The organism is Helicobacter winghamensis ATCC BAA-430, from assembly GCF_028751035.1.
GTDB lineage: Bacteria > Campylobacterota > Campylobacteria > Campylobacterales > Helicobacteraceae > Helicobacter_D > Helicobacter_D winghamensis.
Genome location: NZ_CP063533.1, coordinates 964,659 through 991,374, shown reverse-complemented (window position 1 = coordinate 991,374; position 26,716 = coordinate 964,659). Strand labels below are relative to the sequence as shown.

The 26,716-nt window shown below is 35.5% G+C and carries 22 protein-coding genes; 14 read left to right on the top strand and 8 right to left on the bottom strand.

Going from position 1 to position 26,716, the window contains the following annotated elements:
* Positions 1-8: 8 nt before the first annotated feature.
* Positions 9-638, bottom strand: coding sequence for a S24 family peptidase (locus IP358_RS05070; RefSeq protein ID WP_006802502.1), 630 nt, complete (start codon positions 636-638; stop codon positions 9-11).
* Between the two features lie 212 nt (positions 639-850).
* Here IP358_RS05070 and IP358_RS05065 point away from each other — a divergent pair, with 212 nt between their 5' ends.
* Positions 851-1,591 (top strand): autotransporter outer membrane beta-barrel domain-containing protein, encoded by a 741-nt coding sequence (locus IP358_RS05065; protein WP_006803329.1) that lies wholly within the window; start codon positions 851-853, stop codon positions 1,589-1,591.
* Positions 1,592-1,600: 9 nt separating this feature from the next.
* Positions 1,601-2,116 (top strand): c-type cytochrome, encoded by a 516-nt coding sequence (locus IP358_RS05060; protein ID WP_040498942.1) that lies wholly within the window; start codon positions 1,601-1,603, stop codon positions 2,114-2,116.
* 51 nt (positions 2,117-2,167) lie between these two features.
* Here the strand turns inward: IP358_RS05060 and IP358_RS05055 are convergent, their stop codons facing one another.
* Complete coding sequence (locus tag IP358_RS05055; RefSeq protein ID WP_006802501.1) at positions 2,168-4,207, bottom strand: ATP-dependent helicase; 2,040 nt, start codon at positions 4,205-4,207, stop codon at positions 2,168-2,170.
* A 5-nt stretch (positions 4,208-4,212) separates the two neighbouring features.
* A complete protein-coding gene (fliW, locus tag IP358_RS05050; protein WP_006802500.1) occupies positions 4,213-4,602 on the bottom strand; it encodes a flagellar assembly protein FliW in 390 nt (129 codons plus the stop codon).
* Between the two features lie 160 nt (positions 4,603-4,762).
* Between fliW and IP358_RS05045 the strand changes: the two genes are divergently transcribed.
* From IP358_RS05045 to IP358_RS05030, 4 genes are all read left to right on the top strand, one after another.
* Positions 4,763-7,411, top strand: a complete 2,649-nt coding sequence (locus IP358_RS05045; RefSeq protein WP_006802498.1) for a valine--tRNA ligase — start codon at positions 4,763-4,765, stop codon at positions 7,409-7,411.
* Between the two features lie 129 nt (positions 7,412-7,540).
* A complete protein-coding gene (dnaE, locus tag IP358_RS05040; RefSeq protein ID WP_006802497.1) occupies positions 7,541-11,035 on the top strand; it encodes a DNA polymerase III subunit alpha in 3,495 nt (1,164 codons plus the stop codon).
* Positions 11,023-11,385: a hypothetical protein gene (locus IP358_RS05035; RefSeq protein WP_006802496.1), complete on the top strand. Its 363-nt coding sequence runs from the start codon at positions 11,023-11,025 to the stop codon at positions 11,383-11,385. Before dnaE ends, IP358_RS05035 begins: the two co-directional genes overlap by 13 nt.
* Before the next feature lie 2 nt (positions 11,386-11,387).
* Positions 11,388-12,176, top strand: a complete 789-nt coding sequence (locus tag IP358_RS05030; protein WP_006802495.1) for a pseudouridine synthase — start codon at positions 11,388-11,390, stop codon at positions 12,174-12,176.
* On the opposite strand, the gene IP358_RS05025 is transcribed toward IP358_RS05030, so the two are convergent.
* From IP358_RS05025 to IP358_RS05005, 5 genes are all read right to left on the bottom strand, one after another.
* Positions 12,169-12,495, bottom strand: a complete 327-nt coding sequence (locus IP358_RS05025) for an outer membrane protein assembly factor BamE (RefSeq protein ID WP_006802494.1) — start codon at positions 12,493-12,495, stop codon at positions 12,169-12,171. The genes IP358_RS05030 and IP358_RS05025 overlap by 8 nt on opposite strands.
* Positions 12,496-12,497: 2 nt before the next feature.
* Positions 12,498-12,698, bottom strand: a complete 201-nt coding sequence (locus tag IP358_RS05020) for a YqaE/Pmp3 family membrane protein (RefSeq protein WP_006802493.1) — start codon at positions 12,696-12,698, stop codon at positions 12,498-12,500.
* Positions 12,699-12,959: 261 nt separating this feature from the next.
* Complete coding sequence (locus IP358_RS05015; RefSeq protein WP_006802492.1) at positions 12,960-14,027, bottom strand: Cj0069 family protein; 1,068 nt, start codon at positions 14,025-14,027, stop codon at positions 12,960-12,962.
* Between the two features lie 129 nt (positions 14,028-14,156).
* Positions 14,157-14,627 (bottom strand): cyclic pyranopterin monophosphate synthase MoaC, encoded by a 471-nt coding sequence (moaC, locus tag IP358_RS05010; RefSeq protein WP_006802491.1) that lies wholly within the window; start codon positions 14,625-14,627, stop codon positions 14,157-14,159.
* 9 nt (positions 14,628-14,636) lie between these two features.
* The gene (locus tag IP358_RS05005; RefSeq protein ID WP_006802490.1) at positions 14,637-16,508 is read right to left on the bottom strand and encodes an STT3 domain-containing protein; all 1,872 of its coding nucleotides are present in this window, start codon (positions 16,506-16,508) and stop codon (positions 14,637-14,639) included.
* A gap of 92 nt (positions 16,509-16,600) precedes the next feature.
* Between IP358_RS05005 and IP358_RS05000 the strand changes: the two genes are divergently transcribed.
* The 8 genes from IP358_RS05000 to cydB all read left to right on the top strand — a co-directional run bounded on the left by IP358_RS05000 (position 16,601) and on the right by cydB (position 26,674).
* A complete protein-coding gene (locus IP358_RS05000) occupies positions 16,601-17,755 on the top strand; it encodes an efflux RND transporter periplasmic adaptor subunit (protein ID WP_006802489.1) in 1,155 nt (384 codons plus the stop codon).
* Entirely contained in the window at positions 17,752-20,943 is a 3,192-nt protein-coding gene (locus IP358_RS04995; protein ID WP_006802488.1) for an efflux RND transporter permease subunit, read from the top strand. The genes IP358_RS05000 and IP358_RS04995 overlap by 4 nt, the downstream gene beginning before the upstream one ends.
* The gene (locus IP358_RS04990) at positions 20,936-22,183 is read left to right on the top strand and encodes a TolC family protein (RefSeq protein ID WP_006802487.1); all 1,248 of its coding nucleotides are present in this window, start codon (positions 20,936-20,938) and stop codon (positions 22,181-22,183) included. The genes IP358_RS04995 and IP358_RS04990 overlap by 8 nt, the downstream gene beginning before the upstream one ends.
* Positions 22,184-22,221: 38 nt before the next feature.
* On the top strand, positions 22,222-23,124 hold the full coding sequence (locus IP358_RS04985; protein WP_006802486.1) for a DMT family transporter: 903 nt from the start codon (positions 22,222-22,224) through the stop codon (positions 23,122-23,124).
* Positions 23,121-23,711 (top strand): disulfide bond formation protein B, encoded by a 591-nt coding sequence (locus IP358_RS04980; protein ID WP_006802485.1) that lies wholly within the window; start codon positions 23,121-23,123, stop codon positions 23,709-23,711. The genes IP358_RS04985 and IP358_RS04980 overlap by 4 nt, the downstream gene beginning before the upstream one ends.
* A 116-nt stretch (positions 23,712-23,827) precedes the next feature.
* On the top strand, positions 23,828-24,028 hold the full coding sequence (locus IP358_RS04975; protein ID WP_006802484.1) for a DUF4492 domain-containing protein: 201 nt from the start codon (positions 23,828-23,830) through the stop codon (positions 24,026-24,028).
* 1 nt (position 24,029) lies between these two features.
* Complete coding sequence (locus tag IP358_RS04970) at positions 24,030-25,547, top strand: cytochrome ubiquinol oxidase subunit I (protein ID WP_006802483.1); 1,518 nt, start codon at positions 24,030-24,032, stop codon at positions 25,545-25,547.
* Between the two features lie 11 nt (positions 25,548-25,558).
* Positions 25,559-26,674 (top strand): cytochrome d ubiquinol oxidase subunit II, encoded by a 1,116-nt coding sequence (gene cydB, locus IP358_RS04965; RefSeq protein WP_006802482.1) that lies wholly within the window; start codon positions 25,559-25,561, stop codon positions 26,672-26,674.
* The last annotated feature ends 42 nt before the right edge of the window (positions 26,675-26,716 follow it).

Genomic DNA, 26,716 nt, shown 5'->3' with positions numbered 1-26,716 from the left:
GCGTGCTGTCATATCTTTCTAATCTCTGCAATAACCCTGCCAATTATTAAATACTCTCCATTTTCAAAAAATAAATCTTGATAGATAGGATTTAAAGAATGTAAAATCACTCCATTTTCTTGTTTAAAAACTTGTTTAACAAAAAGCCCCTCTCTTGTATTAACTCCATAGATTCCTTTGTCTTTAAAGGGTTTTATCTTATCTAGCACACAAATAGAGCCATCTTTGATTATAGGTTCCATAGATTCTCCAAAGCTTGTAATTAATTCACAATTTTGGCTTTGAAAGAAATGAAGCAGTGCATTATCTATTATGATTTCTTGGCATTCTACAAACTCATTAATCCCGCCTCCACCAAGACTTGCATTAGTTTTATAAAGCTTTAGTATGCGGTATTTATCCTCGCTTTGCAAGGATTCTTTAGGAGAACTTCCAAAGAAAAAGTAGTTAATGCTAATGTTTCTTTTTTCTAAGAAGTTTAGAATCTGTTTGTAGGGAATTGAGTTTCTAAACTTCATACTATTAAAAGTATCAGGGTGTATATTTAATGCTTTGGCTACATCAATGGTTTTAACACTCTTTTGTCCTTCGCTTGCTAGAATATCCTTTAGCTTCTCTATAATCTCTTCCATATCCATTGTGTGTCCTTTTGCTTTAAAAGGAATTTATCATAAAAAGAAATAAAAGGGCAAATAGATTTTAAAATGAAAGGATAAAAAAAGGAAAAAATTGCGTTAGAAATCAAAGTGAGAAAAATGGCACTTTGATTTTAAGCACAAAATGACTTTGATTTCTAAAGCGGTGTTATAAATCTTTAGGATTAGGCACCACAAAAACAAATAGTTATGGATTGCTAGCTGGAGGACAATTAAATTCTAATTATGGAGTTTATGGCTTTTATATTAATTTAGAAAACTCTAAGAGAGAAAACAACACAACAAGCACAGATACAGATAGCACAAGTTATTTAGCAGGATTAACTTATTACAATGCCTTCCATAGATTTTCTAATAAAGAACTCTATGTTAGTCTTAATACAATGCTAGGAACTACAAAGAGTGATGTCTCTATGATAGATAGTGATTCTTATAAAGATGATTTTGACTTTGATTCATTAAATTATGGAGCAGAACTAAGAGCTGGAGTTAATATTTATAATGTCTTAACTAATAGTTATTGGACACCAGAGTTAGGTTTAATCTATACAGGAATGGCAGTAGATTCTTATGAGATTAAACATACAAAGCTTACAGAATATTATGATAAAACAACAATTAATCTCTTAGAAGGGGTTGCAGGATTAAGATTCCATCACGCTTATAATCAAACTACACGCTTTAATGCAGCACTAGGAGCTAAGTTTAGACTCTATGATGATGCAAAAAGTCAAATGAAAATTGCAGGAGAGACATTAGCAAATCCTTTGTTTGCTACAAGAGATATTAAACTTCCAGATACTTCTTATTATGTGCAATTTGGTCTTGTTAAACTTCTAGGAGATAATGTAGAGTTAAGTCTAAACTATCAAGGAAACTTTGCAAAAGATATTCAAGGACATACTGCCTTTGCTAGAATTGGATATTGGTGGTAAGGAGAGAAAATGCAAAGAATAATACTAACTTTACAACAAGAGAAACAAATAAAACAAAACAAAAGTCTAAGCTATCAAATACAGCAGGCTTTACAACAAAATAAACAAAGCAAACAACAAATAAAACAAGTTAAACAAATCAACAAACAAAACAAAAAGACTTCCTATGAAGTCTTTAAAACAACACTAACTTCTTTTTTAGGATTATGTTTATTAGGAAGTTTAAATCTTGCACAAGCAAAAGACAATTTTAATCCTAGTAAAGAATATAAACAAAATTGTTCTATCTGTCATGGAGCAAATGGATTAAAAGCTCCACCTGGAGGTAGAGAAACACAACTTATTGGTGCAATGCTAAAAGATTATGTGTATCAAAGACTTATTGATTATGCAAGTGATAAAGGAGGAACACCGGGAAATAACTTTATTATGTTTGCAGTAATGGATGAATACCAATACACTAAAGAAGAAATCAAACAACTAGCAGAGTATATTACAGATTTAGGGCATAAGGAGATGGAGTAGGGGGGATAATAAGTGTTTTTAGCTAGGATTACAAGAAATATGATTTGAAATTTAAGTTAAACGCTTGTTTAAGAGTCCAGCTTCATAAAGAAAAATAGAGCCTTCATAGTGAATGTTTTTTAGAATATCTTTCTTGGCATAACTTAGATAGAGATTTTCTTTAGCACGGGTTACTGCCACATAAAAGAGTCTGCGCTCTTCCTCTAGGCTCCCACCTTGCTGCATTAGCTTTTTATTAGGGAATCTACCTTCCATTAAATCTACAATATACACTTCGCCAAACTCTAGTCCTTTGCTGGCGTGAATGCTAAGGAGATGCACACCTTCTCCTTCGCTCATCTCGCTAGAACCTAGAATCATTGCATTTAAAAAGCGTCCGATGTCTTCATAATGTGTGGCTAAGTCTCTTAAGAGTGATATTTTGCGATTGATTTTTTCTAGGGCTTCTAGGCGTTTTTCTTCTAGAATTACGCCTTCTTTTGTAATTGCTCTTTCTTTTGCAAGCTTTTGGGCAACAATTTGAAAAATGGGGAGCGCTTGAGTTTTTGCAATAAGATTATAAGGTTTATCATAGGCATTGAAAAATTTAAAAAAACAATATAAGGCGTTTAAAAACTCTGCTCCATCTTTGGTGATCTTTGGATGGCTTAAAATAGCATTGCTTTTAAAGTCGTTTTCTAAAGGCAATGTGTGGAATCGTGCTGTGTTGTTAAACTCTAAAAAATCATCAAAGAGTCCTAATTGTGTGTTTTGGATTCCTTTTTTATAGGGTTCTTTGATTGTTTTATCAGGGTGTAAAATCCCCTGCCTTAAATCCCCATTTCCTAAAAGAATCAAAGCTTCATAAATATCTTTAGCAACGGCATTTCCGATTCCTTTTGCGTGGCTTAGAGTGTGGATAAATGCCATCATATCCTTTGGATTAAAAAGCAAGGTGCAAAGGTTTAACATATACACAACTTCTTTAGAATCAAAAAAGCTTACGCCACCTTTACGCTTAGATGGAATTCCAAGCTCTCTTAGGCTAGCTTCAATACCATCGGCACTTGAGTTGTTTCTAAAAATCACAGCAATTTCACTATAAGGGCGGTTTGAGAGTTTGATTTTGTTTGCAATTCCAGCGTATTGCAAAAAGAGTTCATCATAAACTAGAAGTGCTGGATTGCCGAAGTTTTTATCTTTAACCACTTCAAGTTTTTTGGGGTAAATGCGTGGATTTTTTTCAATCACGCGGTTTGCAAGGTTTAAAATTGGCTCTGTGGAGCGGTAATTTTTAGTTAGACTAAAGATTTTACCATTTGTGTAGCGCTCTTTAAAGCTTCCTATGATACTAATATCTGCTCCATTAAAAGCATAAATACTCTGATCATAATCGCCAACGCAAAAGAGTGAAGGCGGGTTTAAAGCCTGTAAAATGGAATCTTGCAAGGGATTGGTATCTTGATATTCATCAACTAAAACTTCTTTAAATAAAGGGGATTGTGTATTTTGCAATAAGCTTGTTTTGTAATTTAGCAGTAAATCATTGTAATCTACATAGCGGTATTCTTGCTTTAAAGTCTTAAATTCTTCCCAAACATCTAAATAAATCTCTACATATTCTAGTTGTTGGGGATTTTTGCGTTCTAGCCAGTCTGTGAAATTCTCGGTAATCGTCGCATTAAAATAAAGTGAAAATAAATCATATAAATAGTTTGCACTATAAGGAGTGGTCTCTGAAGCATTCAAAAAAATTCGTTTATCATAAAGGCTTTTAAAAAGCACTTTGAGCTCTCGTGGTTGTTTTAAAACTATGGAATCCTTAGCCTTTAAAAACCGATAAGCAACAGCATGAAAAGTGCCTGCTTCAATGGTTTTGACGATTTTTGCATCAAACTTTGTGCTAAGGCGTGAGAGCATTTCCGAAGCGGCTTTATTGGTAAAAGTTAAGAGTAAAATCTCATTAGGTAAGATTCCATTTTGAAGTAAAAAAGAGATTCTTCCAACTATTGTGGAAGTCTTGCCAGTACCAGCTGAAGCTATAACTAGATTATGCCCGCTTGGAGCTTGGCAAGCTTCTTTTTGTTGGGGGTTGAGATTTGATAAGGGCAATTAAACTATGCTTTAATGTAATTCTTAATAGACTCTGCTACGCCAAAATTTGGATAATCTTTTGCATTTAACACAACTTGCGCAAGTGTGTTGTTGTCAAAGTTTAGAATAATAGGTGCTAGGAAATTGATACGCACTTCTGCTTCTTTTTCGCGCACAAACACACAAAAAACTTTTACATTAGAGTTAGATTTCATCTCTAATAGAGTTTGGATTGCTGTTGGAACTTCAAAGGAATATTCACGCACTTTGTAAGGGTTAATAAGCAGTAATTCTGCCCCATTCTCCATTGATAGAAACGCTAATGCACCATCATCTACTTCTGCAAAACTTACTTCATTTGCATTGTCAAATCCTAGAATTGGGGATTTTACCTGAAATTTTTCACTTTTCATAACACACTCCTTATTTGTTAATATGGTTAATTCTACCATAAAGTTTTGGTTTTAAGCCTAATTTGGTAGAATTCTGAAATTAAATACATTTAGCGAGTTAGCAAAAACCATTCCAGTTTTTAAAATGTATCAAAATTGCTAATTATTATAAAGGGCTTTTATGCAAAAAACAGAATCTATACAAAAGGCGACTTCTTATGATCCTAAAGAAGTAGAAACGCAATATTATGAGTTTTGGGAGAAGTCAGGATATTTTGAGATTGATGGGAATAGGGCAATCCAAAAAAGTGGCAAAAACTTTTGTATTATGCTTCCGCCACCAAATGTTACAGGGAGTTTGCATATTGGACACGCACTAAATCATACGCTTATTGATATTATCACGCGATTTAAAAGAATGGATGGCTATAAAACGCTGTGGCAACCGGGTTTAGATCACGCTGGGATTGCTACACAAAATGTTGTAGAGAAGCAGCTTTTAGCACAGGGTGTTAAAAAAGAGAGTTTGGGGCGTGAAGAATTTATTAAAAAAGTGTGGGAGTGGAAAGAAAAAAGTGGGGGAATGATTTTAAATCAAATGCGCAAACTTGGAAGCTCACCTGCTTGGAGTAGAACGCGTTTTACTATGGATGAAGGCTTGCAAAATGCAGTTAAAGAAGCTTTTGTGAAGCTTTATGATGGGGGGTTAATTGTTCAAGGGGAATATTTAGTGAATTGGTGCACACACGATGGTGCATTATCAGATATTGAAGTGGAGTATAAAGAAAACAATGGCAAGTTGTATTATCTCCGCTACTTTTTAGAAGATAGCAAGGATTATGTTGTGGTAGCTACAACGCGTCCGGAGACTTATTTTGGTGATAGTGCGGTAATGGTAAATCCGCAAGATGAGCGTTTTAAGCATTTAATTGGAAAAAGCGTTGTGTTGCCACTGCTTGGACGAAAGATTCCCGTTATTGCGGATTCTTATGTGGATATGGAGTTTGGAACAGGGGCGGTTAAGGTAACGCCCGCACACGATGTGAATGATTATGAAGTAGGAAAACGCCATAATTTAGAGCAAATTGTGGTTTTTGATAAATATGGAATCTTGAATGAAAATGCAGGGGAATTTGCTGGATTGGAACGATTGGAGGCAAGAAAAAGTATTATAGAAAAACTAGAATCGCTTGGATTTGTAGAAAAAATTGAAGATTATAAGAATCAAGTGGGGCATTGTTATCGCTGTGGAAATGTTGTAGAACCTTATATTTCTAAGCAATGGTTTTTAAAAAAAGAAGTAGCACAAGGCGCGATAGAAAAAATCAATGCAAATATTAGTAATTTTTATCCGCAGCAATGGAAAAATAACTACAATGCTTGGATGCGTGAATTGCGTGATTGGTGTATTTCAAGACAACTTTGGTGGGGACATCAAATTCCTGTGTTTTATTGTGAGAGTTGTGGAGGGCAGTTTGCAAGCGTGGATATTCCCAAAGCGTGCAAGCATTGTCAAAGTGATAAAATTATGCAAGATCCTGATGTGTTAGATACTTGGTTTAGCTCGGCTTTATGGCCCTTTTCAACGCTTGGATATGCAAATGGTGAGTTTGGTAAGGAAGAATTGTGGAATCCTAGTGATATGCAAGAATTTTATCCAAACTCGCTTTTAATTACTGGGTTTGATATTTTATTTTTTTGGGTGGCTAGAATGTTAATGATGGGAGAGCATTTGTTAAATGAGCTTCCTTACCCTGATATTTATTTGCACGCACTTGTGCGCGACGAATTTGGTAATAAAATGAGTAAATCTAAGGGGAATGTGATTGATCCTCTTGAGAAGATTGAGGAATATAGCGCAGATGTGTTGCGCTTTACTTTGGCAATTCTTTGTGCGCAGGGGCGTGATGTCAAACTCTCATCTAAACAAATGGAAGTCTCTAAAAATTTTACTAATAAACTTTATAATGCAGCAAATTTCTTGCTTTTAAATGCAGAGAGTTTTCCAAGTTTAAGTGAGCTTGGCGCTCCAAAAACTCCTCTTGGACAATATTTTGCCGAGCTTTTAAGTCAAAATATTAAAGAAGTGCGTGAGCATTTAGAATCGTATCGTTTTAATGATGGCGCAAACACGCTGTATCGCTTTTTGTGGAATGAGTTTTGCGATTGGGGGATTGAACTAAGTAAGGCAGATAAGGATTCTATACTTGAGCTTGGGGCGATTTTTAAAGAAGCCTTACTATTGCTTCATCCTTATATGCCTTTTATTAGTGATTATTTGTGGCATAAACTTGATGGAACTAAGTTAGAACAAAGTGGCTCTATTATGGTGCGCCAATTTCCTAGTTTTAGTTACACAAATGCGGAGAATTTTACAACTTTTGGAAAAATTATTGATTCTATTGTGTCTTTACGCCGCGCAAAAGCGACAATTGATTTAGCCAATCAAAAGATTGCTAAAGGCTATGTGAATGTGGAGATTCCACAATCTATGCACGCGTTATTTACTAGCTATGTTTGCAAACTTGCAAAGGTGGAATCCCTAGAGATTGTGCAAGAAAAGATTCCAAATTGTATTGTGGATATTGCTGAAAAAGTAGAATCGTATTTACCTATTGCAGATATTGATTTATCACCTATTATTATGCGCTTGGAAAAACAAGCGCAAAAAACACAAAAAGAAATTGAAAAACTTGAAGGAATGTTAAAAAATGAAAAATTTGTAGCAAATGCTCCAAAAGCAGTGCTTGAGACAAACCAAAATACACTTGCCGAACAGCAGCAAAAGTTAGAGAAAATTACACAAGAACTAAAAACATTGCGCCCCTAAAAGTTAGAATCCATTTAGGATTCTAACTTTTAAGCTTTCTTAATGAAATTCCCAAGATAATTTTTGCGTTTTCTTATATGTCTATTAGCAAGGCTGGGTTAGAATTTCACAAAATTTTTAAAAGGTTGTATGATGAGTCAAACACCTAAATTTACACATTTACATTTACATACTGAATATTCTTTATTAGATGGATTAAATAAAGTTAAAGTGCTTGCTAAGAAAATTAAAGAATACGGAATGGATAGTGTAGCAGTTACTGATCATGGAAATATGTTTGGTGCTATTGAGTTTTATAAGGCAATGAAAGCTGAAGGAATTAAGCCTATTTTGGGAATGGAAGCTTATTTGCATAATGCAGAAGAAATTAGTGATAAGAGTAATCAAAGATTTCACTTATGCTTATATGCAAAGAATTTAGAAGGTTATAAAAACCTAATGTATCTAAGCTCGCAAGCGTGTTTGTATGGATTTCATATGAAGCCACGCATTAGCAAAAAAATGCTAAGGGAACATAGTGCGGGATTAATTTGTAGTAGCGCGTGTTTAAATGGTGAGGTGCAGTGGCATTTAAATACAAAAAAAGATGATAATAAAGGACGCAAGGGTTATGAGAGGGCAAAAGAAGTTGCTTTAGAATATAAAGAAATCTTCGGGGAAGATTTTTATTTGGAGCTTATGCGCCACGGCATTGAAGAGCAGCAGTTAATTGATAATCAACTCTTAAAACTCTCACAAGAAACTGGAATTAAAATCATTGCAACAAACGATACACATTATGCAAATCAAAGCGATTCCACAGCGCAAGAAGTAGCGTTTTGTATCGGTTTTGGTAAGGATTTTGATGATCCTAATCGTATGCGCCACACTGTGCAAGAATTTTATATCAAAACTCCAGAGCAAATGGCAGAGCTTTATGCGGATTTACCAGAAGCATTAGAGCATACGCAAGAGATTGCTAATAAATGTAATTTAGAATTACATCTAGGAGATCCAACGCCACCTAGTTTTAAATTTACACAAGAATATGCTAAGGCTGAAGGGCTTGATTTCACACAAGATAGTGAGTATTTTGCTTATAAATGTAGAGAAGGGCTTAAAAAACGCCTTTTAAATGTGCCACAAGAAAAGCACACAGAATATGCAGAGCGTTTGGAGAGGGAAATAGAAATTATTAATTCTATGAAGTTTCCGGGGTATATGCTAATTGTTTGGGATTTTGTGCGTGCAGCAAAAGAAAGGGGAATTCCAGTAGGTCCGGGGCGAGGGAGTGCTGCTGGAAGTTTGGTTGCATTTTGTTTGGAGATAACAAACATTGATCCTTTAAAGTATGATTTACTTTTTGAGCGATTTTTGAATCCTGAACGCGTAAGTATGCCTGATATTGATATGGATTTTTGCCAAAGTCGGCGCGGAGAGATTTTAGACTATGTTACAGAAAAGTATGGAAGACATAATGTTGCACAAGTGATCACCTTTGGTATGATGAAAGCAAAGGCAGTCATTAGAGATGTAGCACGCGTTATGGGAATGCCTTATAATGACGCGGATTCTTTTGCGAAATTGATTCCAAAAGAGCTTGAAATTACGCTTGAAGATGCTTTTAATAAAGAGCCAAAAATTGCGGAGTTGATTTCAAGAGATCCTTTGGCAAAAAAAGTGTGGGAGTTTGCGCTAATTTTAGAGGGAACAAAGCGAAATCCGGGGACGCACGCTGCTGCTGTTGTAATTGATTCTACACAAGAATTATGGCATAAAGCTCCTCTTTATCGCTCACAACGCGATGGGATCATTGCTACACAATATTCTATGAAATATCTTGAAGATGTGGATTTAATTAAGTTTGACTTTTTGGGATTAAAAACACTCACTGTTGTAGATGATGCTTTAAAGTTAATTGAAAAGCGAAGTGGGAAACGCATTGATTTTTTAAATATTGATGTAAATGATAAAAAAGTCTATGAAACCTTGCAGAGCGGAAATACGCTAGGTGTTTTTCAGATAGAATCCAGTATGTTTCAAGGGATTAATAAAAGAATGCGTCCAAGCACTTTTGAAGACATTATTGCAACCATTGCACTAGGGCGTCCTGGTCCATTAGAATCTGGAATGGTGGATGATTTTATTAACAGAAAACACGGAAAAGAACCCATTGTGTATATGTTTGACGAGTTAGAGCCTATTTTACGCCCAACTTATGGAACGATTGTTTATCAAGAGCAGGTTATGCAAATCGTGCAAAGAATTGGAGGGTTTTCTTTGGGGGGAGCAGATTTAATCCGCCGTGCAATGGGTAAAAAAGATGCGCAAATTATGGCAGATAATAAAAGCAAATTTGCAGATGGTGCAGTTGCGCAAGGTTTTGATAGGGCAAAAGCAGAAGAACTTTGGGAGCTTATTGTAAAGTTTGCAGGTTATGGGTTTAACAAATCCCATTCTGCTGCTTATGCTATGATTACTTTTGAGACAGCGTATTTAAAAACTTATTATCCTAAAGAATTTATGGCAGCCCTTCTAACTTCAGAAAAAAATGATACTGATAAAGTTGTAGAATACACTGAAGAAGCAAATCAAATGGGCATTAAAGTGCTTCCTCCTAGCATTCAAAAATCAGAATTAGAATTTAGTGTTGCAGAAGTGGATGGAGAAGCTAGCATATTATTTGGACTTGGAGCAATAAAGGGAGCAGGGGAGATTGCGATTAATATTATCTTAGAAGAACGCAAGCAAAATGGGAATTTTAAAGATTTGGAGGATTTTTTAAAGCGTATTGATCCTTCAAAAGTGAATAAAAAATCCCTAGAAGCCTTTATTAAAAGTGGTGCATTAGATGGTATGGGTTACACAAGAAAATCCCTACTTGAACAAGTTGAGAGTTTAACAGAAGCGGCAAAGCTTTCACAAACTGCACAAAAAGAAGCTGCTGGTTCTCTTTTTGGTAACGATGAAGAGCTAATGCGTGTGCAGTTAGATTTGCAAGATTTGGGAGAATATAGTCAAAAAGAAATTTTAGAATTTGAAAAAGAAAGCTTAGGTTTTTATGCTTCAGGGCATCCATTAGATGCATATAAAGAGAGCTTTAAAGAGATTGATTATACACCAAGCAATCAAGTTAAAGATGTAGCAGAAAATAGTAGAATTTTGATTTTAGGACAGATTGAAGATATTATTGTGAAGTTTTCTAAAACAGGTAAGCGGTATGGAATGCTAAAGATTCAAGATTTGTATGGAAGTGTGGAGCTAACAATCTTTGAGCAAATGTTAGCAAAGGTTGAAATGCTAGATAAAGAACTTCCAGTGGCAATTAAGTGCCAAGTGCAAGAACAAAATGAAACCAAAAAGTTAAAGGCAGAAAAGATTCTAACCTTAGATGAAGCCAAAAAGGAAGTGGTAGATTTTGTGGTTGAAAAAGCTGATATTAGTGAGCCTTTGCTTGTGTTGCTAGATGCAAATATGCAGAGCCAAAGTTTAGAAAGACTTAGAGAATATGCAATTTTGCATAGTGGGAAGCGCGAGCTTAGAATCCTTTTTAGAACGCAAACGCAAGAATTGGAAATGGTGAGTGGCTTTAAGGTGCATAGTGAAATAAAAAATGTATTAAGTGAGTTTCAATGGCGCGATTAGATTTTAGTATAGGTGCAAAGTTTAGTGATGATTTTGATTGTGTATGCAAGAAGTGTGGAGAACTAGAGAGCGCTTGTGTTTGTGGTAAAAGTGGAGAGATTAAAGAGCGTGAGAGTTATTTTTTAGGGCTTAATGAAGAAAGGGCAGGGGGTAAGGATATTACACGCTGTGGAATCTTTTTTGAGGCAAAGCAAACAATGCAAGAAATCCTAAAAGAAGCCAAGAAAAAACTCTCTTGCGGGGGAAGTTTGGAACAAGATAGCAAAGGATTTTGGTTGATTTTGCAAGGAAAGCATAAAGAGGCGTTAAAAACGCTTTTAAAAGCAAAAAAATTTCAATTTAAGAAGTAAAAATGCGATTAAATCAATACATAGCACACCACTCAAAATTTTCAAGGCGTGAAGCTGATAGGCTTATTAAAGAAGGCAAGGTAACTATCAATAAGGAAGTTGTTAGTGATTTTTCCTATCAAGTGGATAAAAATACAAAGGTTTATCTTAATGGTAAATGTTTAAGAGAACAAGATCAATACTCTGTGATTGTTTATAATAAGCCTAAGGGTGAGCTTGTGAGTAAGCGCGATGATAGGGGGCGCAGAGTGATTTATGATTCCTTGCCAAAGCGATTTTCGCATTTTAAGCCTGTTGGGAGATTGGATTTTGCAAGTGAGGGGCTTTTGTTGCTTAGTGATAGCGTTAAGGTTGTGCGCTCTTTAATGGAGAGTGAGCTAGAGCGCGTGTATTTGCTAAAGTTATCAGGGCTTATTAAGGATAGCGTTTTTGATGCAATGGAGAGTGGGATTACATTAGAAGATGCAAGTGCTGGGGGGCATAGCAAAAGCAAGATTAAAGCAATGGAATTTGCGCCATTTGTGGGTTATACTTGCATTAAAAACACACCTAAATATTCTAAGATTAAGGTGATTCTTAAAGAAGGTAAAAATAGAGAGCTAAGAAGATTTTTTGCGCATTTTGGCTTGGAAGTGCTAGATTTAAAGCGTATTGCGTATGGTTTTGTGCATTTAAATAATCTGCCAAGTGGGAAAGTTAGGTTTTTAGAAAGGGGAGAGTATAATAAATTGCACGATTTTTTAAAGGGTTTCAAGCAAGATAGCCTATCAAAAAGATGGCTATCTACTTAAGCAAAGGATTTCCACCTGCGCTTTTTGTTTTATATTTTTTGGTTACTACGCCTTTTGTGTTGAATTCAATCACTGTTGCTTCATCAATATTTCCTCCAAATGGATTGTGGCTAATAGAAGTAAAATCATAATACCAAATTTCATTTTTACCTAAAGTCTGTTTTTTTGTTGGGTATCCTACAATGCTTTCTACTTGGCTTTTTGTTGTTTTATGCACTTGCACTTTATTGAGTGTTTCTTGAGTAACTTCTACACCTGTTTTATATGCACACGCGCTTAAAAGTAATGCTATTGCAACACTTGATATAAATTTTAACATAACTAATCTCCTTGTTTTTGCTTTAATGCTTCTTGAATTTTTTTATCTGTTTTGTATTGTCCTAGAGAATAAACAGCCCAAATTGAAGCTGGAAGCCAACCAATTAGTGTAATTTGCAACAAAAAGCAAATAAGTCCAGCAATAGGTCGTCCTATGGTAAAAAATCCTATCCAAGGGACAAAAATACAAATTAAAAGACGCATTTTTCTCTCTCCTTATTAATGAAAATTAAACATTCTATTATGCCCCCCCCCCCCATTAATAATTGCTTAAATGCTATAAAAGTGTATATGGATTAGCAGGAAAAAGAGTATTTGGATTTTTTTGGGTCTTGTGTTTGCTTAAAGCAAGTCTTTTAGAATTTTAATCTCTTAGGTAATGAAAAATAAAATTTAAAAAGACTTAACTAAAATTTTCTAAAAGTTGGAACCCCCCCCCAAAAAAAGATTCCATATTCAGCAGAGTTATGCCTTTTTTTCACTGACAATATCAATAATATTATCACCTACCATTACAGCAATTTTTGCCATATATTCTTCTGGGCTTGTAAAGCCAACGCAAGAGCAGTTGATTTCTCCTAGAATATAGCGGTCTGCGCCTTTTTCATCAGTGTCTAGGATAAAGTCTGCTGTCCAAATTAGTGGTAAATCATAGTTTCCAAGCTTGGATTTAATAGAAGGAAGTTGTCCTAAGAACCAATCCACAAGCCCTTGCCACTCTTTTGGCTCATCATAGCGATATTTTGCGCCACTAAAGAGAGTTGCAGAAAAGGCATCGCCCCCTTCAGCTGGCTTTTTATGCACAACATAAACGGGTGTTTTATAAAGCATTAGAATTCTAATTTCGCCCTCTTTAATGCGTGGCAAGAAAGTCATATCTACAAGCATTCCATTATCGCCAATGATGTATTGCTCGCAAAAGTCCATAAACTCTCCAAGTTTGCGCTCTTCGCTATGATTATCCTTGGCTTCTGTGCAAATGATTTTTGTATCAAGTGGTAAAGAATCGCAAGTATTATAAGAACCTTCTGCTAATCTCACACGCCAAATCCCTTCCCCTGTGGAGCCGCGATTTTGCTTTAGCACTCTCTCGCCTTTTGCTAGGCTTTTTGGGAAAGTCTTTTTAAAAGTCTCAATATCATAATACGCATAAGTATCATCTGGGACAAGTGGAGTATCTGCAAGCTTTGTTAAAGCGTCTTTTGCGCCATAGCCAATCATTGCATCAGGATGAGGCATACCTACAAGTCCATCTGCACAAAGTTTGCGCAATACTTCAAAGTAAAGTTTTTCTTCTTTTAAGTTGCCCGGATTTACGCGTGAAACATAACCATCTGCACTCTCCCTAACGCGTTCATAAATTTTATTGCGCTCATTTTCATTGCGTAAAATATCGTCGCTAAAAAACACAACTTCTGCATTCCAACCCTTAGCTTTTAGCGCATTTACCATAGGCATTGTGTCTTTTCTGTGTCCATCTGCACCTTTATCACTTCCACCAACTGCTTCAAAGAAAACAATATTCTTTTTCATTTTGCACTCCTTTAAAAAATTAAGCCCTTTATGATAATAGAGTTTGGCTTACAAATACACAAAAAATGGAATCTATAAAAAAACTTTAAGATTTGTATTACAAAAATTCACATAAGATTCTATTGGTTTTTATCGCACAAAATGCCCACTTTTGCCACCACTTTTTTCTAGCAAGCAAATTTCGCTTAAAACCATTGTTTTGTCAATGGCTTTAACCATATCATAAATGGTTAGAAGTCCAATATTAACTCCCATTAATGCTTCCATTTCTACGCCTGTTTGTCCAAAGGTTTTAGCACGCACTTCTAAAATAAAGGCGTTTTCGCTTTCAAGTTCGGTAATGTTACATTTAACGCTACTTAAAAAAAGCGGATGGCACATAGGGATTAACTCTGAAGTTCGTTTTGCTCCCATAATTGCAGCGATGATTGCTGTTTGTAGCACTGCTCCCTTTTTTACTCTTTGTTCTTTTATTGCGCCAAAGGCTTCTTTGCCCATTGTGATTTTGCCGCTAGCAATTGCTTCTCGCTGTGTGGAATCTTTTAAAGAAACATCTACCATTTTTGGATTTTGGCGTTTGTCTAAATGTGTGAGTTCCATTTTTATCCTTTAAAGAAGTTTGTAAATCGTAATTTTGTCATTTTTTAGCACTTTTTGGAATAAGTTTTTATCTAATGTTTCAAAAAATAATCCTTGAAAAAACAGGCTATTAAGATAGGAATTATCGCACAATAGGATTCTACCATCTCTTAATTCTAACGCACTTAGCGAGCTTGTGTGGTTAAAGTGTAGTGTTTGCTGTGTTTTTAGGCTTATAAATTTTGAGATTTGTTGATTTTGGTTTAGAATGCCACTTTCTAAATTTAGCGTGATTGTGTGGTTAAAATACGCAATTTTGGATTCCAACTTTTGACTGATTGTAAAGAATTTGGGAGTTTTATTAAAGGCGGTAATACTTGGAAAAATCTCAAGCATACTTAAAGGCAAGATGATATAAAGGTTTTTTGCCTGCGTTTTTTCTTTTAAATCTTTGGCGATTTTATAGCTTAAAAGAGTATCACTACTTATGAAAAATTGACTAATGGCTTTACTCTCTAAATGCTTGCCTCCATCAATAAAGACATTTAGATTACTAAAATAATTTATCATATAGCCATAATCCCACCACGCAAGCGCGAAATCTCCATTGTTAGTTGGAATCGCTTTTAAAATTTGCGCTTCTGTGGAATCTAAAATGGGCTTTGGGGTGTAGTTTTTAATATGTTGTAAATGTGGCGTGATAGCAATACATATAAAGAGCGTTTGAAAAAGGCGTGAATATGGAATCCATTTTATAAAACTTAGCAAATAAGCAAGTCCCAAAGCACATACACAAGTGGCGTAAAAACTAAATCTAAGCCCTTGCAAAAGAGAGAAAAATCCTAGAAGTAAAATGGGCAAAAAGAGCAAAAAAATCCGCCTTTTATACACCAAATATCCATAACCAAAAAGGCTTAAAAGAAATAGCGCAAGGTTGCCACTTGTGCGCTTGGCAAGGGAGAAAATAGAGAGCTTGGAAGTCTCTGCAATGGAATCTAGGATATTTAAAGTGGGCAAGGGTTGTTGAAGTGTGGATTCTACAAAGGGTAAGAATGGGCTTAAAAATGGGGAACGCAAAAGGCTTGGGATTAAGGGATATAGGATTAATATCCAAAAAACACAGAAGGTGATGATAAAGGGTGTGGCTTTAAATTGTGGAATCTTAAAAATGCTTAATGCTATGCCAAAAAGAATCCAAAGTGGGAATAAATAAAGTGGCACATAGAGCGCAAAAATAAGGCTAAACATTAAAAGAATCGCTACTTCTCTTTTGTCCTTAAAGCAACACAAAATCACAATAAAGCCTAAAAACACATAGCGTAAGTTTGGATAATATAGCAAGGCAAGCACGCTTAACATAAACAAAAGCCCAAAAACGCGCTGAGAGTTTGAAAGAATAAGTGTAATAACGCTAAGTGTTAGGGGTAAAATTAACATATCTGTATCATAGTAACCAAAGATTGTGCGGTTAAAATAACTTACGCTAAGTGCGCTTAGAAGGCTTGCTAAAATGGCTGGAAGCATTCCAAAATCCCGCGTGATATAAAACATAGGAAAAACAATAAGTGCGCCAAAAAAGCCGGGTAGATAAAAGAAAACTTGCTCTAGGGATAAGGGTGTGAAAAAGGCAATACAAGCGGTGATTAGTGAAAGTAATTCGTGTGTGGGGGAGTTTAGTGTGGATTTGTTCAAAGAAAAATTGGAATCCAAAAAAGATTCCATTGTGTTTAAAATATCTTTTGCGCCTTGTGCGTAAAAGTAAGCGTCGTGCGTGTTTAATAGCCACGCGTTGTTGTAAAAATATTGTGGAAAAGATTCTAAAACAAAGGGATAATAAAAGCGTAAAGCAACACAGAAAATATAAACGCAAAGGCTGGCTAAAAAATAGGCTTTAAGGCTCAAAAATTATTCCTAAATAGAGAGAATTTTTTAAAAATTTCACAAAAAATTAACAAATTTATTTTACAATAAAACAAAGTCTTTAAAGGAAATTTGTGCGTTTTAGCAAAAAAAGTTTGATTTGGTTGTGTGTGGCTGTGCTTGGAGTGGGTTTTAGTGTGTTTTATGGGCTTAAAAAGGATTCCGCGCTTAATGCTGTATCTGCCCAAAAGTTAGAATCTAACAATATAGAATCTGCTAAAGAGTCTAAAAAAATAGAATCTAAAAATTCTTCAAAGCTTGTAAAGGCTGTCAATCTACAAAGTGGAGTGTTTAATCCGACTTATCAATATGTAGGTTCGCTGTATTTTAGTGAGAGGGGAATGCTTGCTTCTGAAATTTCTGGGGTTATTGATTCTGTGCTTGTAAGTGATGGAGAGCGTGTAAAAAAGGGGCAGGAATTAGCAATTTTAAATAGTGATTTATTGTGTGATGAGATAGCTTCCAAAGAGGGAGCTTTAAAACAAGCAAAAGCGCAATATGAAAAGATAAAAAAAGATTATGCACGCTATAAGGCTTTATATGAGAGTGAGTCTATTTCTTTTAAAGAATATGAAGACATTTTGTTTGATATGCAAGCGCAAAAAGGAAATATGGAATCTATTGGCAACGGACTAGAATTATTAAAAACGCAAAAGCAAAAAAAGACTATTGTCGCCCCTTATGATGGCGTAATTTTACAAAAACTTTTAAAGCAAGGTGAGTGGGTGAGTGCTGGGGCAAGTGTGTTTAATATTGCAAAGTTAACTCCACTTGAAGCAACATTTGAAGTTTCTTTTGAGATTTTGCGCTCTTTAAAAGTTGGTGATGATATACAAGTGCAAATTGCAAATCAAAATTATCAAGCAAAGGTTAGTGCTTTAATTCCATTAGGAGATGCTAAGGCTAGAACTTTTCCTTTAAAACTTTCTGTGAATGACCCAAAGGGAGAATTAATTGAAGGTTTAGAAGTGCGTGCTTCTTTTGGTGTAAAAGGGGAAGAAATGCTATTAGTGCCACGCGATGCGATTTTACCAGAGATTGATGGTAATGTGATTTTTGTGCTAGATAATGAAAGAGCAAAAAAGATAAAGATTGCAATCAAAGGCTATCAAGGTTTAAATGCGTATATAGAGCCTTTGGGCGAGAGTTTAAAATCTACAGCAAGAGTGATTGTTGTAGGGGCGGAGCGTTTAAGAGATGGAGAGAGTGTTACTGAGGTTAAAGAATGATTAAAACGCTAATCCATCGCCCTGTTGTTGTGATTGTAGGAATGATTCTTCTAAGTTTATTTGGAATCTTATCTTTAAGGACAATGCCTTATCAGCTTACACCGCAAGTTACACGCCCTGTAATTTCTGTTAATACTACTTGGAGTGGTGCGACACCTTATGAAATTGAAAGGGAGATTTTAGAGCGACAAGAGCAAGTGTTAAAGGGGATTGATAACCTTGAAACAATGGAAGGTTTTGCAAATAGTGGGCGTGCTAATGTAACACTGGAGTTTAAAATCGGCACAGATTTAACAAAAGCAATGCTTGATGTTAGCAATAAACTTAATGAAGTTAAAGGTTATCCAGATGCAATAGATCGTCCTGTAATTCGTGCAACAGGGGAAGATACAAGCCCTGTTGTTAGAATGATGCTAGTTAGTCTTGATGATAGCGTGCGTGTGCGGGAGCAAAGAACATTTTTTAATGAAAATGTGATTCAATATTTTGAACGCATTGATGGGGTTGCTGAGGTAAATTTCCCCGGTGGTGATGATAGGGAGATGCACATAATCATTGATGAAAGAAAGCTTGCAATTTATCAGCTAGATATTGCAAGTGTTGCAAATGTGCTTGATAAGCAAAATGTAAATTTATCAGCAGGAAGTTTGGATTATGGAAGAAAATCTTATCGTGTGCGCACAGTTGGAGAGTTTAAAAATCCTCAAGATATTTTAGATGTGGTAATTTGGAGCGATGGAGTTAAGCGCGTTAAGATTAGCGATGTAGCAATGGTTAAAGAAGGGTTTGAAAACAAAACAACTGTTTCTTATTATCGCGGTGATGAAAAGATATCCAAAGAAGCATTGATGGTAGCAATTAAGCCAGCAGCTGATGCAAATGTATTAGAACTTACAAATGCGGTAGAAGTCGTTTTTGATACGCTAAATAATGGAATCTTAAAAGAGAAAGGTTTAAAGCTAGAATGGACAAACGATCAAAGGGATTATATAGAACAAGCCATTGCATTGGTTAAGGGAAATATTATTGTTGGAGCTTTTTTGGCTTGTGGGGTTTTGTTTGTATTTTTGCGCTCTTTAACCTCTACGCTAATTATTGCCATAGCTATGCCCTTAAGTGTGCTTGGAACATTTATTGTGATGGCATTTTTAAATCGCACACTAAATGTTGTTTCGCTAGCGGGAATCTCTTTTGCGGTGGGAATGCTTGTAGATTCAGCTATTGTTGTTTTAGAGAATATTGATCGGCATAGAAAAATGCAAAAAAATGCAATGCAAGCAGTGATTGATGGCACAAAAGAAGTGATTGGGGGGTTGATTGCTTCTGTCTTAACAACAGTTGCGATTTTTATTCCTATTTTAAATATCCAAGAAGAAGCAGGGCAACTTTTTAGGGATATTGCAATTGCTGCAAGTAGTGCGGTGAGCTTTTCGTTGTTTGTGTCCATTATTGTGATTCCAACTTTGAGTTACCAAAGTTCAAAATTGCTAGGCACAAAGAAAAGTATTTTAAAAGAAAATAAGATTTTACAGGAAATTTATAATGGTGGTTCTAGTTTTTCTTTGAAAATTAGAGAGTTTGGACAATGGTGCGTGGATTGGATAATGTATTTTGTCCAAAAATCTATGCAAAGTTCGCGCAATAAAATCTTAACGATTATTAGTTTAACGCTTTTAAGCTTTGCATTTAGTTATGTTTTGTTGCCAAAAATGGAGTATTTGCCACAAGGAAATCAAAACTTTGTTTTTGGGAGAATGACACCACCACCGGGATTGTCTTATCAAGAAAAAGAAAGCATAGGACGGGAAGTGTTTGAGTGTTTAAGCCCTTATTTTGCAAGTAATGGATTTGAAGGGAATGCGCAATATCCAGCAATCAATAACCTTTTTTATATCGGTGGAACTTCTGATCTTAGTTTTGGATTGCGTGCTTTAGATATCACAAGGGCGGCTGATTTAATTCCCCTTGCAAAAACTTGTATTCAAAATATCCCCGGAGTGAGTGGGACAGCATTGCAAACGGGGATTTTTGAGCGTAGAGGGTCAAGTCGTAGTGTGGATATTGATCTTAGTGGAGAGAATATAGAATCACTTATTGCTAGCGCAATCGCATTAGAAAAAATTATTAAAGAAGTTTTTGTGGAAAAATATGGAGCCAATAGGGTTGTAACTTTACAAATGCGAGCGCGCCCAAGTTTGGAGTTGCTTTATCCAGAGTTAAATTTATATCCAAACTTAGAGAGAATAAGTGCTGTTGGGCTTGATGTAAATAGCTTTGGAGTTGCTTTAGATGTGCTTTTAGATGGAAGAAAGATTGGTGAGTTTAAAGAAGAAGGGAGAGAAAAGATTGATTTGGTTTTAAAATCTCAAAATGGTGCGATTTACTCCCCAGAAGAGCTTTATAATGCAAGTATTTATACTTCCACAGCAGGTATTATTCCTATTAGCACGCTTGCAGATTTAAAGCTAGAGTATGGAACAAATCAAATCCGCCATTATGAGCGTAATCGCACTATTACTTTAACGCTTAGTCCTCCGGCAAATATTACAATCCAAGAGTCAATGGAGCTTGTTAATGGAGAGATTTTAACGCGTTTAAAAGAAAGTGGCGCATTAGGAAATAATAGTATTTCCTTTAGTGGGACAGCAGATGCTTTAACCAAAATTAAAGATTCTTTAATTTTGGGCTTTGTGTTGGCAGTGTTTATTATTTACTTATTAATGGCGGCATTATATGAAGACTTTGTTTATCCTTTGATTATTCTCTTTAGCGTTCCTCTTGCTGTTGGTGGTGGATTTTTGGGGCTTTGGTTGGTAAATGTTTTTTTGGTGTATCAGCCCTTAGATGTGCTAACAATGCTTGGTTTTATCATTTTGGTAGGAATTGTTGTAAATAATGCGATTTTAATTGTGTATCAGAGTTTGCATAATGTGCGTTTGTATGAAATGGATGCGCAAAGTGGAATCTTAGAAGCAGTGCGTGTTAGAATCCGTCCTATTTATATGAGCACTCTTACTTCACTTTTTGGAATGCTTCCTCTTGTGGTAGCACCCGGAGCTGGGAGTGAGATTTATAGGGGGCTTGGAGCTGTGATTTTAGGAGGGCTAGGATTTTCTACGGTGTTGAGCATCTTTTTGATTCCTTGTTTACTTTCTTTTTTTATTAAAAGGGAGCTAAAAAATGCTTAGAATTTTGATTGTTTTATCGCTATTTTATGGAATCTTAAATGCGCTAAGTTTGCAAGAAGCTATTGATTTAACATTGCGCCATAATCCTAGCATTAAAGAGCAAGAGTATTTATTACAAGAGAGCAAGGCAAATTATAAAACTTATCAAAGTCCTTTTTACCCCAGCCTTAATCTAACTTATGGCACACAAAGAAGCAATCGCTTCCAAAGGGCGGATAAAAAAACAAGTGGTAATTTAGGGGGAAGTGTGCAATATAATCTCTTTAATGGTTTTAGCGATGTATATAATTTAAAGAGTGCTAAGGCATTGTTGCAATCGCAAGATTATCAATTAGAAGCCACAAAAGAAGATGTGATTTTGCTTGTTAAGAGCGCTTATATTAATGTGTTGCGTCAAGCAAAAAATGTAGAGATTGCCGAGCAATCAAAAGTGCTTTTAGAAGAGCAAAGGCGTGAGAATGCAGAGTTTTATCGTGTAGGATTAATCCAAAAAAACGATTTATTAAAAATTGAAGTAGAGCTTAATAACACCTTGCAAAATTTACTAAGTTATCAAAGTGCGTTAAACTATGCGTTAAGGGATTTAGAGCGTTACACGCGCACAAAGATTACTTTAAAGGATTTAGAAGAATTAGAGCCAAAAAGATGGAATCTAAATTTTGAAAATCTTAAAAAAGAGATGATTCAAAGGCGCGCAGAATTGCTTTTTATAGATAAAATTATTGAAAGTAAGGGGTATTTGGTGCAAAGCGCTAAAGGAGAGTTTTTGCCAGAAGTGAATTTCATAGGGGATTATACGCGTTATGGAGATGATTATGCATTGCGTGGGCGAGATGGAATCTATAAAGATGAAGCAAGTGTGCAACTAGCCTTTAATCTTAATCTTTTTGATGGATTTAGTGATAAATACAATATAGAAAGCGCCAAGACAAATAAACTTGCCTTTGAATCACAACGCATAGCGTTAATAGAGGATTTAGAATTGCAACTCTTTAGCGCTTTAGAAAGTTATAATCTAGCGCTTAATGCCCTAGAGATTGCTAAACTTGCGCTAAAACAGGCAGAGGAGAATTATAGGATTTCAAAAAATCGCTACACGCAAAGGATTGATAGCACAAGTGATTTTTTAGATGCGGAATTATCACTCACACAAGCAAGAAGCAATGTAGCAATTAATACTTATGCAATTATGGAATTTTTGGCACAAATTGAACGCATTACACAAACTTTGCTCCGTTAGATTTGTTATAATGCGCTATTTGATTTTTAAGAGAGCGAATGTCTAGGGGAGTTATATTTTCTATTTTGCTTGTGATAGCGATGTTTTTTTGGGGGTCTTCTTGGCCTAGTAGCAAGGTGCTTGTAACTTATACAAGTGCTGATGTAGTAACTTTCTGGCGATTTTTTCTAGCGCTTCTTGCTTCCATTCCACTTGTAGTTATGCTTAAAATTCCACTAAGAATTGATGGCAAGGCTTTTAAATATTTACTTGCCGCAGCGGTATTTAATTGCTTGTATTCTTTAATGTTTTTCGTGGGTTTAAATTATGGAAGTGCGGGTAAGGGCGGAGTGCTTGTAACAACAATTACCCCTGTGTTTGTGTATCTTTTAACCTTTGGATTATACAAAATTCAAAAAGGTGTAAATAAGAGTGTTAAGGGTAATGAGATTTTGGGGGTGTTTTTAGGTATTGTTGCCGGGATTTGTTTGCTAGATTTAGGGAATCTACAAACACTTTTTAGTAAATTTAATGTCTTTTTTGTGCTTTGTGCGCTAGATTGGGCAGTTTTAACGCTAGTGTGCCAGCGCATTAGAATCCATCCAATTGCGATTAATTTTTATATCACACTCTTTAGTGTAGTGTTGTTTTCTCCTATTTTTTTGATTCAGCCACAAATGCTAGAAATTTTTAACTTTGATTTGCGCTTTTGGTGTATGCTTTTGATTATCGCTGTGCTTTCAACTGCCATTGGAACAAGCATTTATTATATGGGGATTGCGCAAGTTGGTGCAGAGAAGGCAAGCTCTTATCCGCTTTTAGTGCCTGTGTTTGCGCTATTAACAAGTTATTTTATTTTAGGAGAGATTCCTAGTGTTTTAACGCTTATTGGTGGGGCGATTGCAATTTTTGCCACTTATTTAATCAACCTTTATAAGCCAAGAGTTAAAAAAACACAATGATACAGAATAAATTTTGGTTTTTTCTAGGGATTTTGGCGTTCTTGTTTGTGGCATTTTCGCATTTTGTTTTACAAAAGTATTTAATGCTACAACCTTGTGAGCAATGTGTGTATATCCGCTATGCTTTTGTGGTTTTGGGCTTTGGATGTTTGCTTGCAATGTTTTGCGTGCTTAGATATGTTGGAATCGCATTTTGTGTGTATGGGCTAATTAATGGGATTTTAGCGGCATTTAGATTAATTGGAATCCAAAATGCCTTGGAGAGTGAAACTTTTATCTTTGGGCTAAAGGGGTGTTCGTTAAATCCAAAATTTGATTTTAATTTGCCGCTTGATACTTGGCTTCCAAGTCTTTTTGCTCCTAGTGGTTTTTGCGGAGTGGATTTTCCTGTGTTAAATGGAATCCAAAATTTATCCCCCTTGCAAGAATGGTGGATTTCTCTTTACGCTAATGGTTGGTATTTAATCCCATCGCTAAAGTTTGGCACAATGGCGGAGTGTGCGTTGTTTATTTTTGTGATTTATGGAGTTGGAATCGGAATTTTAGTTTTGGTAAATTTCACGCATTTTTTCAAAAAAGTCAAATAAAATTTAACTAAAAATTTTACAAAGTCAAGATTTTTTTGATTTTTGTTTGTATTAAGCGGTTAAAAAGTTACTTTTCTCTAAAATCCGAAGTTTTTTGATAACTCTTAAGGATTACTATGTTTAAAAACATTTTAGGAATGTATGTGGAAGGATTCCGCAATATGAAGCTTGGTAAAACCTTGTGGCTTGTAATTTTTATTAAACTCTTTGTGATGTTTGCCGTGCTTAAAGTTTTTATTTACGATACTTCATTGAGAAGCCTTGGAACACAAGAAGCAAAGAGTAAATTTGTTTTAGAAAATCTTACAAAGGAATAAAATGGAATTAAGTGTGGATTGGAGCAGGGCGCAGTTTGCACTAACTGCGATTTATCATTTTTTATTTGTGCCTTTAACGCTTGGGCTATCCTTTATCATCGCAATAATGGAGAGCATTTATGTAAAAACAGGCAATGAAGAGTGGAAAAAGATTACAAAATTTTGGCTAACTCTTTTTGGAATTAACTTTGCCATTGGTGTGGCAACAGGTATTATTATGGAGTTTGAGTTTGGCACAAATTGGGCGAATTATAGTTGGTTTGTGGGGGATATTTTTGGCGCACCTTTGGCAGTTGAAGGGATTTTAGCCTTTTTCTTGGAAGCGACATTTTTTGCGGTAATGTTCTTTGGTTGGAATCGTGTTTCAAAAAGATTCCATTTAATCTCTACTTGGCTTGTAGCAATTGGAAGTAATTTAAGCGCATTTTGGATTTTAGTGGCAAATGGTTGGATGCAATACCCTGTTGGCACGATGTTTAACCCAGATACTGCTAGAAATGAAATGACAAGCTTTTTAGATGTAGCACTTTCGCCTGTGGCAGTGTCTAAGTTTTTACATACGGTTGCTAGTGGATATGTAATTTCTGCACTTTTTGTAATGGGGATTAGCGCTTGGTATTTACTAAAAGGTAGGCATTTTATAGAAGCAAAAAAAAGCTTAGTTGTGGGGGCTTCTTTTGGGCTTTTAACTTCAATTTTCTTATTCTTTAGTGGTGATGAGAGTGCTTATCAAGTTACACAGAAACAGCCGATGAAATTAGCAGCAATGGAAGGGATTTATGAAGGAGAACATAGAGCTGGGCTTGTAGCATTTGGAATCTTAAATCCTAACAAAAAGCCCGGTGATGACGAAAGTGTGTTTTTGTTTGACTTTACGATTCCTTATGCGCTCTCAATTCTAGGACAAAGGGATACAGAAGGCTTTATTGCGGGGATTGATGATTTGCTTTATGGAAATGAAGAAAAAGGGATTCCGCCAATGGATGCTAGGATTCAAAGCGGACAATTAGCTGTGCAAGCACTCAAAGATTATAAGGCGGCAAAAGCAGAGAATAACACAGTGTTAATGCAAGAATCAAAAGAGATTTTACAAGCAAATATGCACAACTTTGGCTATGGATATTTGGAGAATAAAGAACAAGCAGTGCCACCAGTTGCTTTAACATTTTATAGTTTTCACTTAATGGTTGCGCTTGGGAGCTTCTTTTTTATTTTATTTATTATAGTGTTGTATTTGGCAATGGCAAGCAAAATAGAAAAATTTAGAAAAATCCTTTGGTTATGCGTGATAGCAATTCCATTAGGTTATATTGCCGCAGAAGCAGGGTGGATTGTGGCTGAAGTTGGCAGACAACCTTGGGCGATTCAAGATTTAATGCCTGTGCATATTGCTGCAACGAAGCTTTCACATATTAATGTGCAAATTTCATTTTTTATTTTTCTTGTGCTTTTTACCACTTTGCTTATTGCGGAGCTTGGAATTATGGCAAAACAAATCAAAAAAGGCTTTGCGCACTAAAAGGAGAATCAATGTTTTTTGGATTAGAACACGCTAGCTTGCAAGTGTATTGGTGGATTATTTTAAGTTTGCTTGGGGGATTGCTTGTGTTTATGTTTTTTGTGCAGGGAGGACAGGGGTTAATAGATAGGCTCTCAAGCAATGATCAAGAAAAAACGCTTCTAATTAATTGCTTGGGGAGAAAATGGGAACTTGGTTTTACGACGCTTGTGTTATTTGGTGGAGCAGCTTTTGCGGCATTTCCGCTCTTTTATAGCACAAGTTTTGGTGGGGCTTATTGGGTGTGGCTGGTAATTTTATTTTGCTTCATTTTACAAGCTGTTAGTTACGAATATAGAAAAAAAGAAGGCAATTTTTTAGGAAGTAAAACCTATGAAGTATTTTTAAAAATCAATGGAATTTTGGGTGTTTTTTTGATAGGTGTAGCTGTTAGCACATTTTTTGCAGGCTCAGAATTTGTGCTAGATGAAAACCGCTTTGTAGAATGGAGAGGTGCTTTTAGGGGGTTAGAGCAGCTTGCTAATCCTTTTAACTATCTTTTAGGAATCGCGCTTGTGTTTTTAAGTAGAATCTTAGCGGAGAGTTATTTTATTAATGCTATTGATAACGCGCAAATTGTAGAAAAAGCAAGAAAAGATATTGTGATTAATACACTTTTATTTTTACCTTTCTTTTTAGGGTTTCTCGTTTGGATTTGTTTAAAAGATGGGTTTTTTGTGGATAGTGCCGGGGTTGTGAGTTTGCAACCTTATGTGTATTTGCAAAATTTTTTGGATAATCCTATACTCTTAATCTTATTGCTTGTAGGTGTTGTTTTGGTGCTTGGTGGAATTTATGGAAGTTTAAAATGCACAAAAGGGATTTTTTTGCTAGGCATTGGCGTGGTGTTTAGCGTAATGGCAGTTTTCTTAAATGTAGGCTTGGGAAATAGTGCATTTTATCCTTCAATTACAGATTTACAAAGCTCGCTAACCATTGCAAATGCAAGCTCTAGTTATTACACGCTTAGTGTGATGGGCTATGTAAGTTTGCTTGTGCCTTTTGTGCTTGGGTATATTGTGTATGTGTGGAGAGTTATGGATTCTAAAAAGCTTTCTACTAGTGATTTAGATGAGCATTCTTATTAAGGAGGTTTTGAGATGTTTTATACAATTTTGTTAATTCTTTTG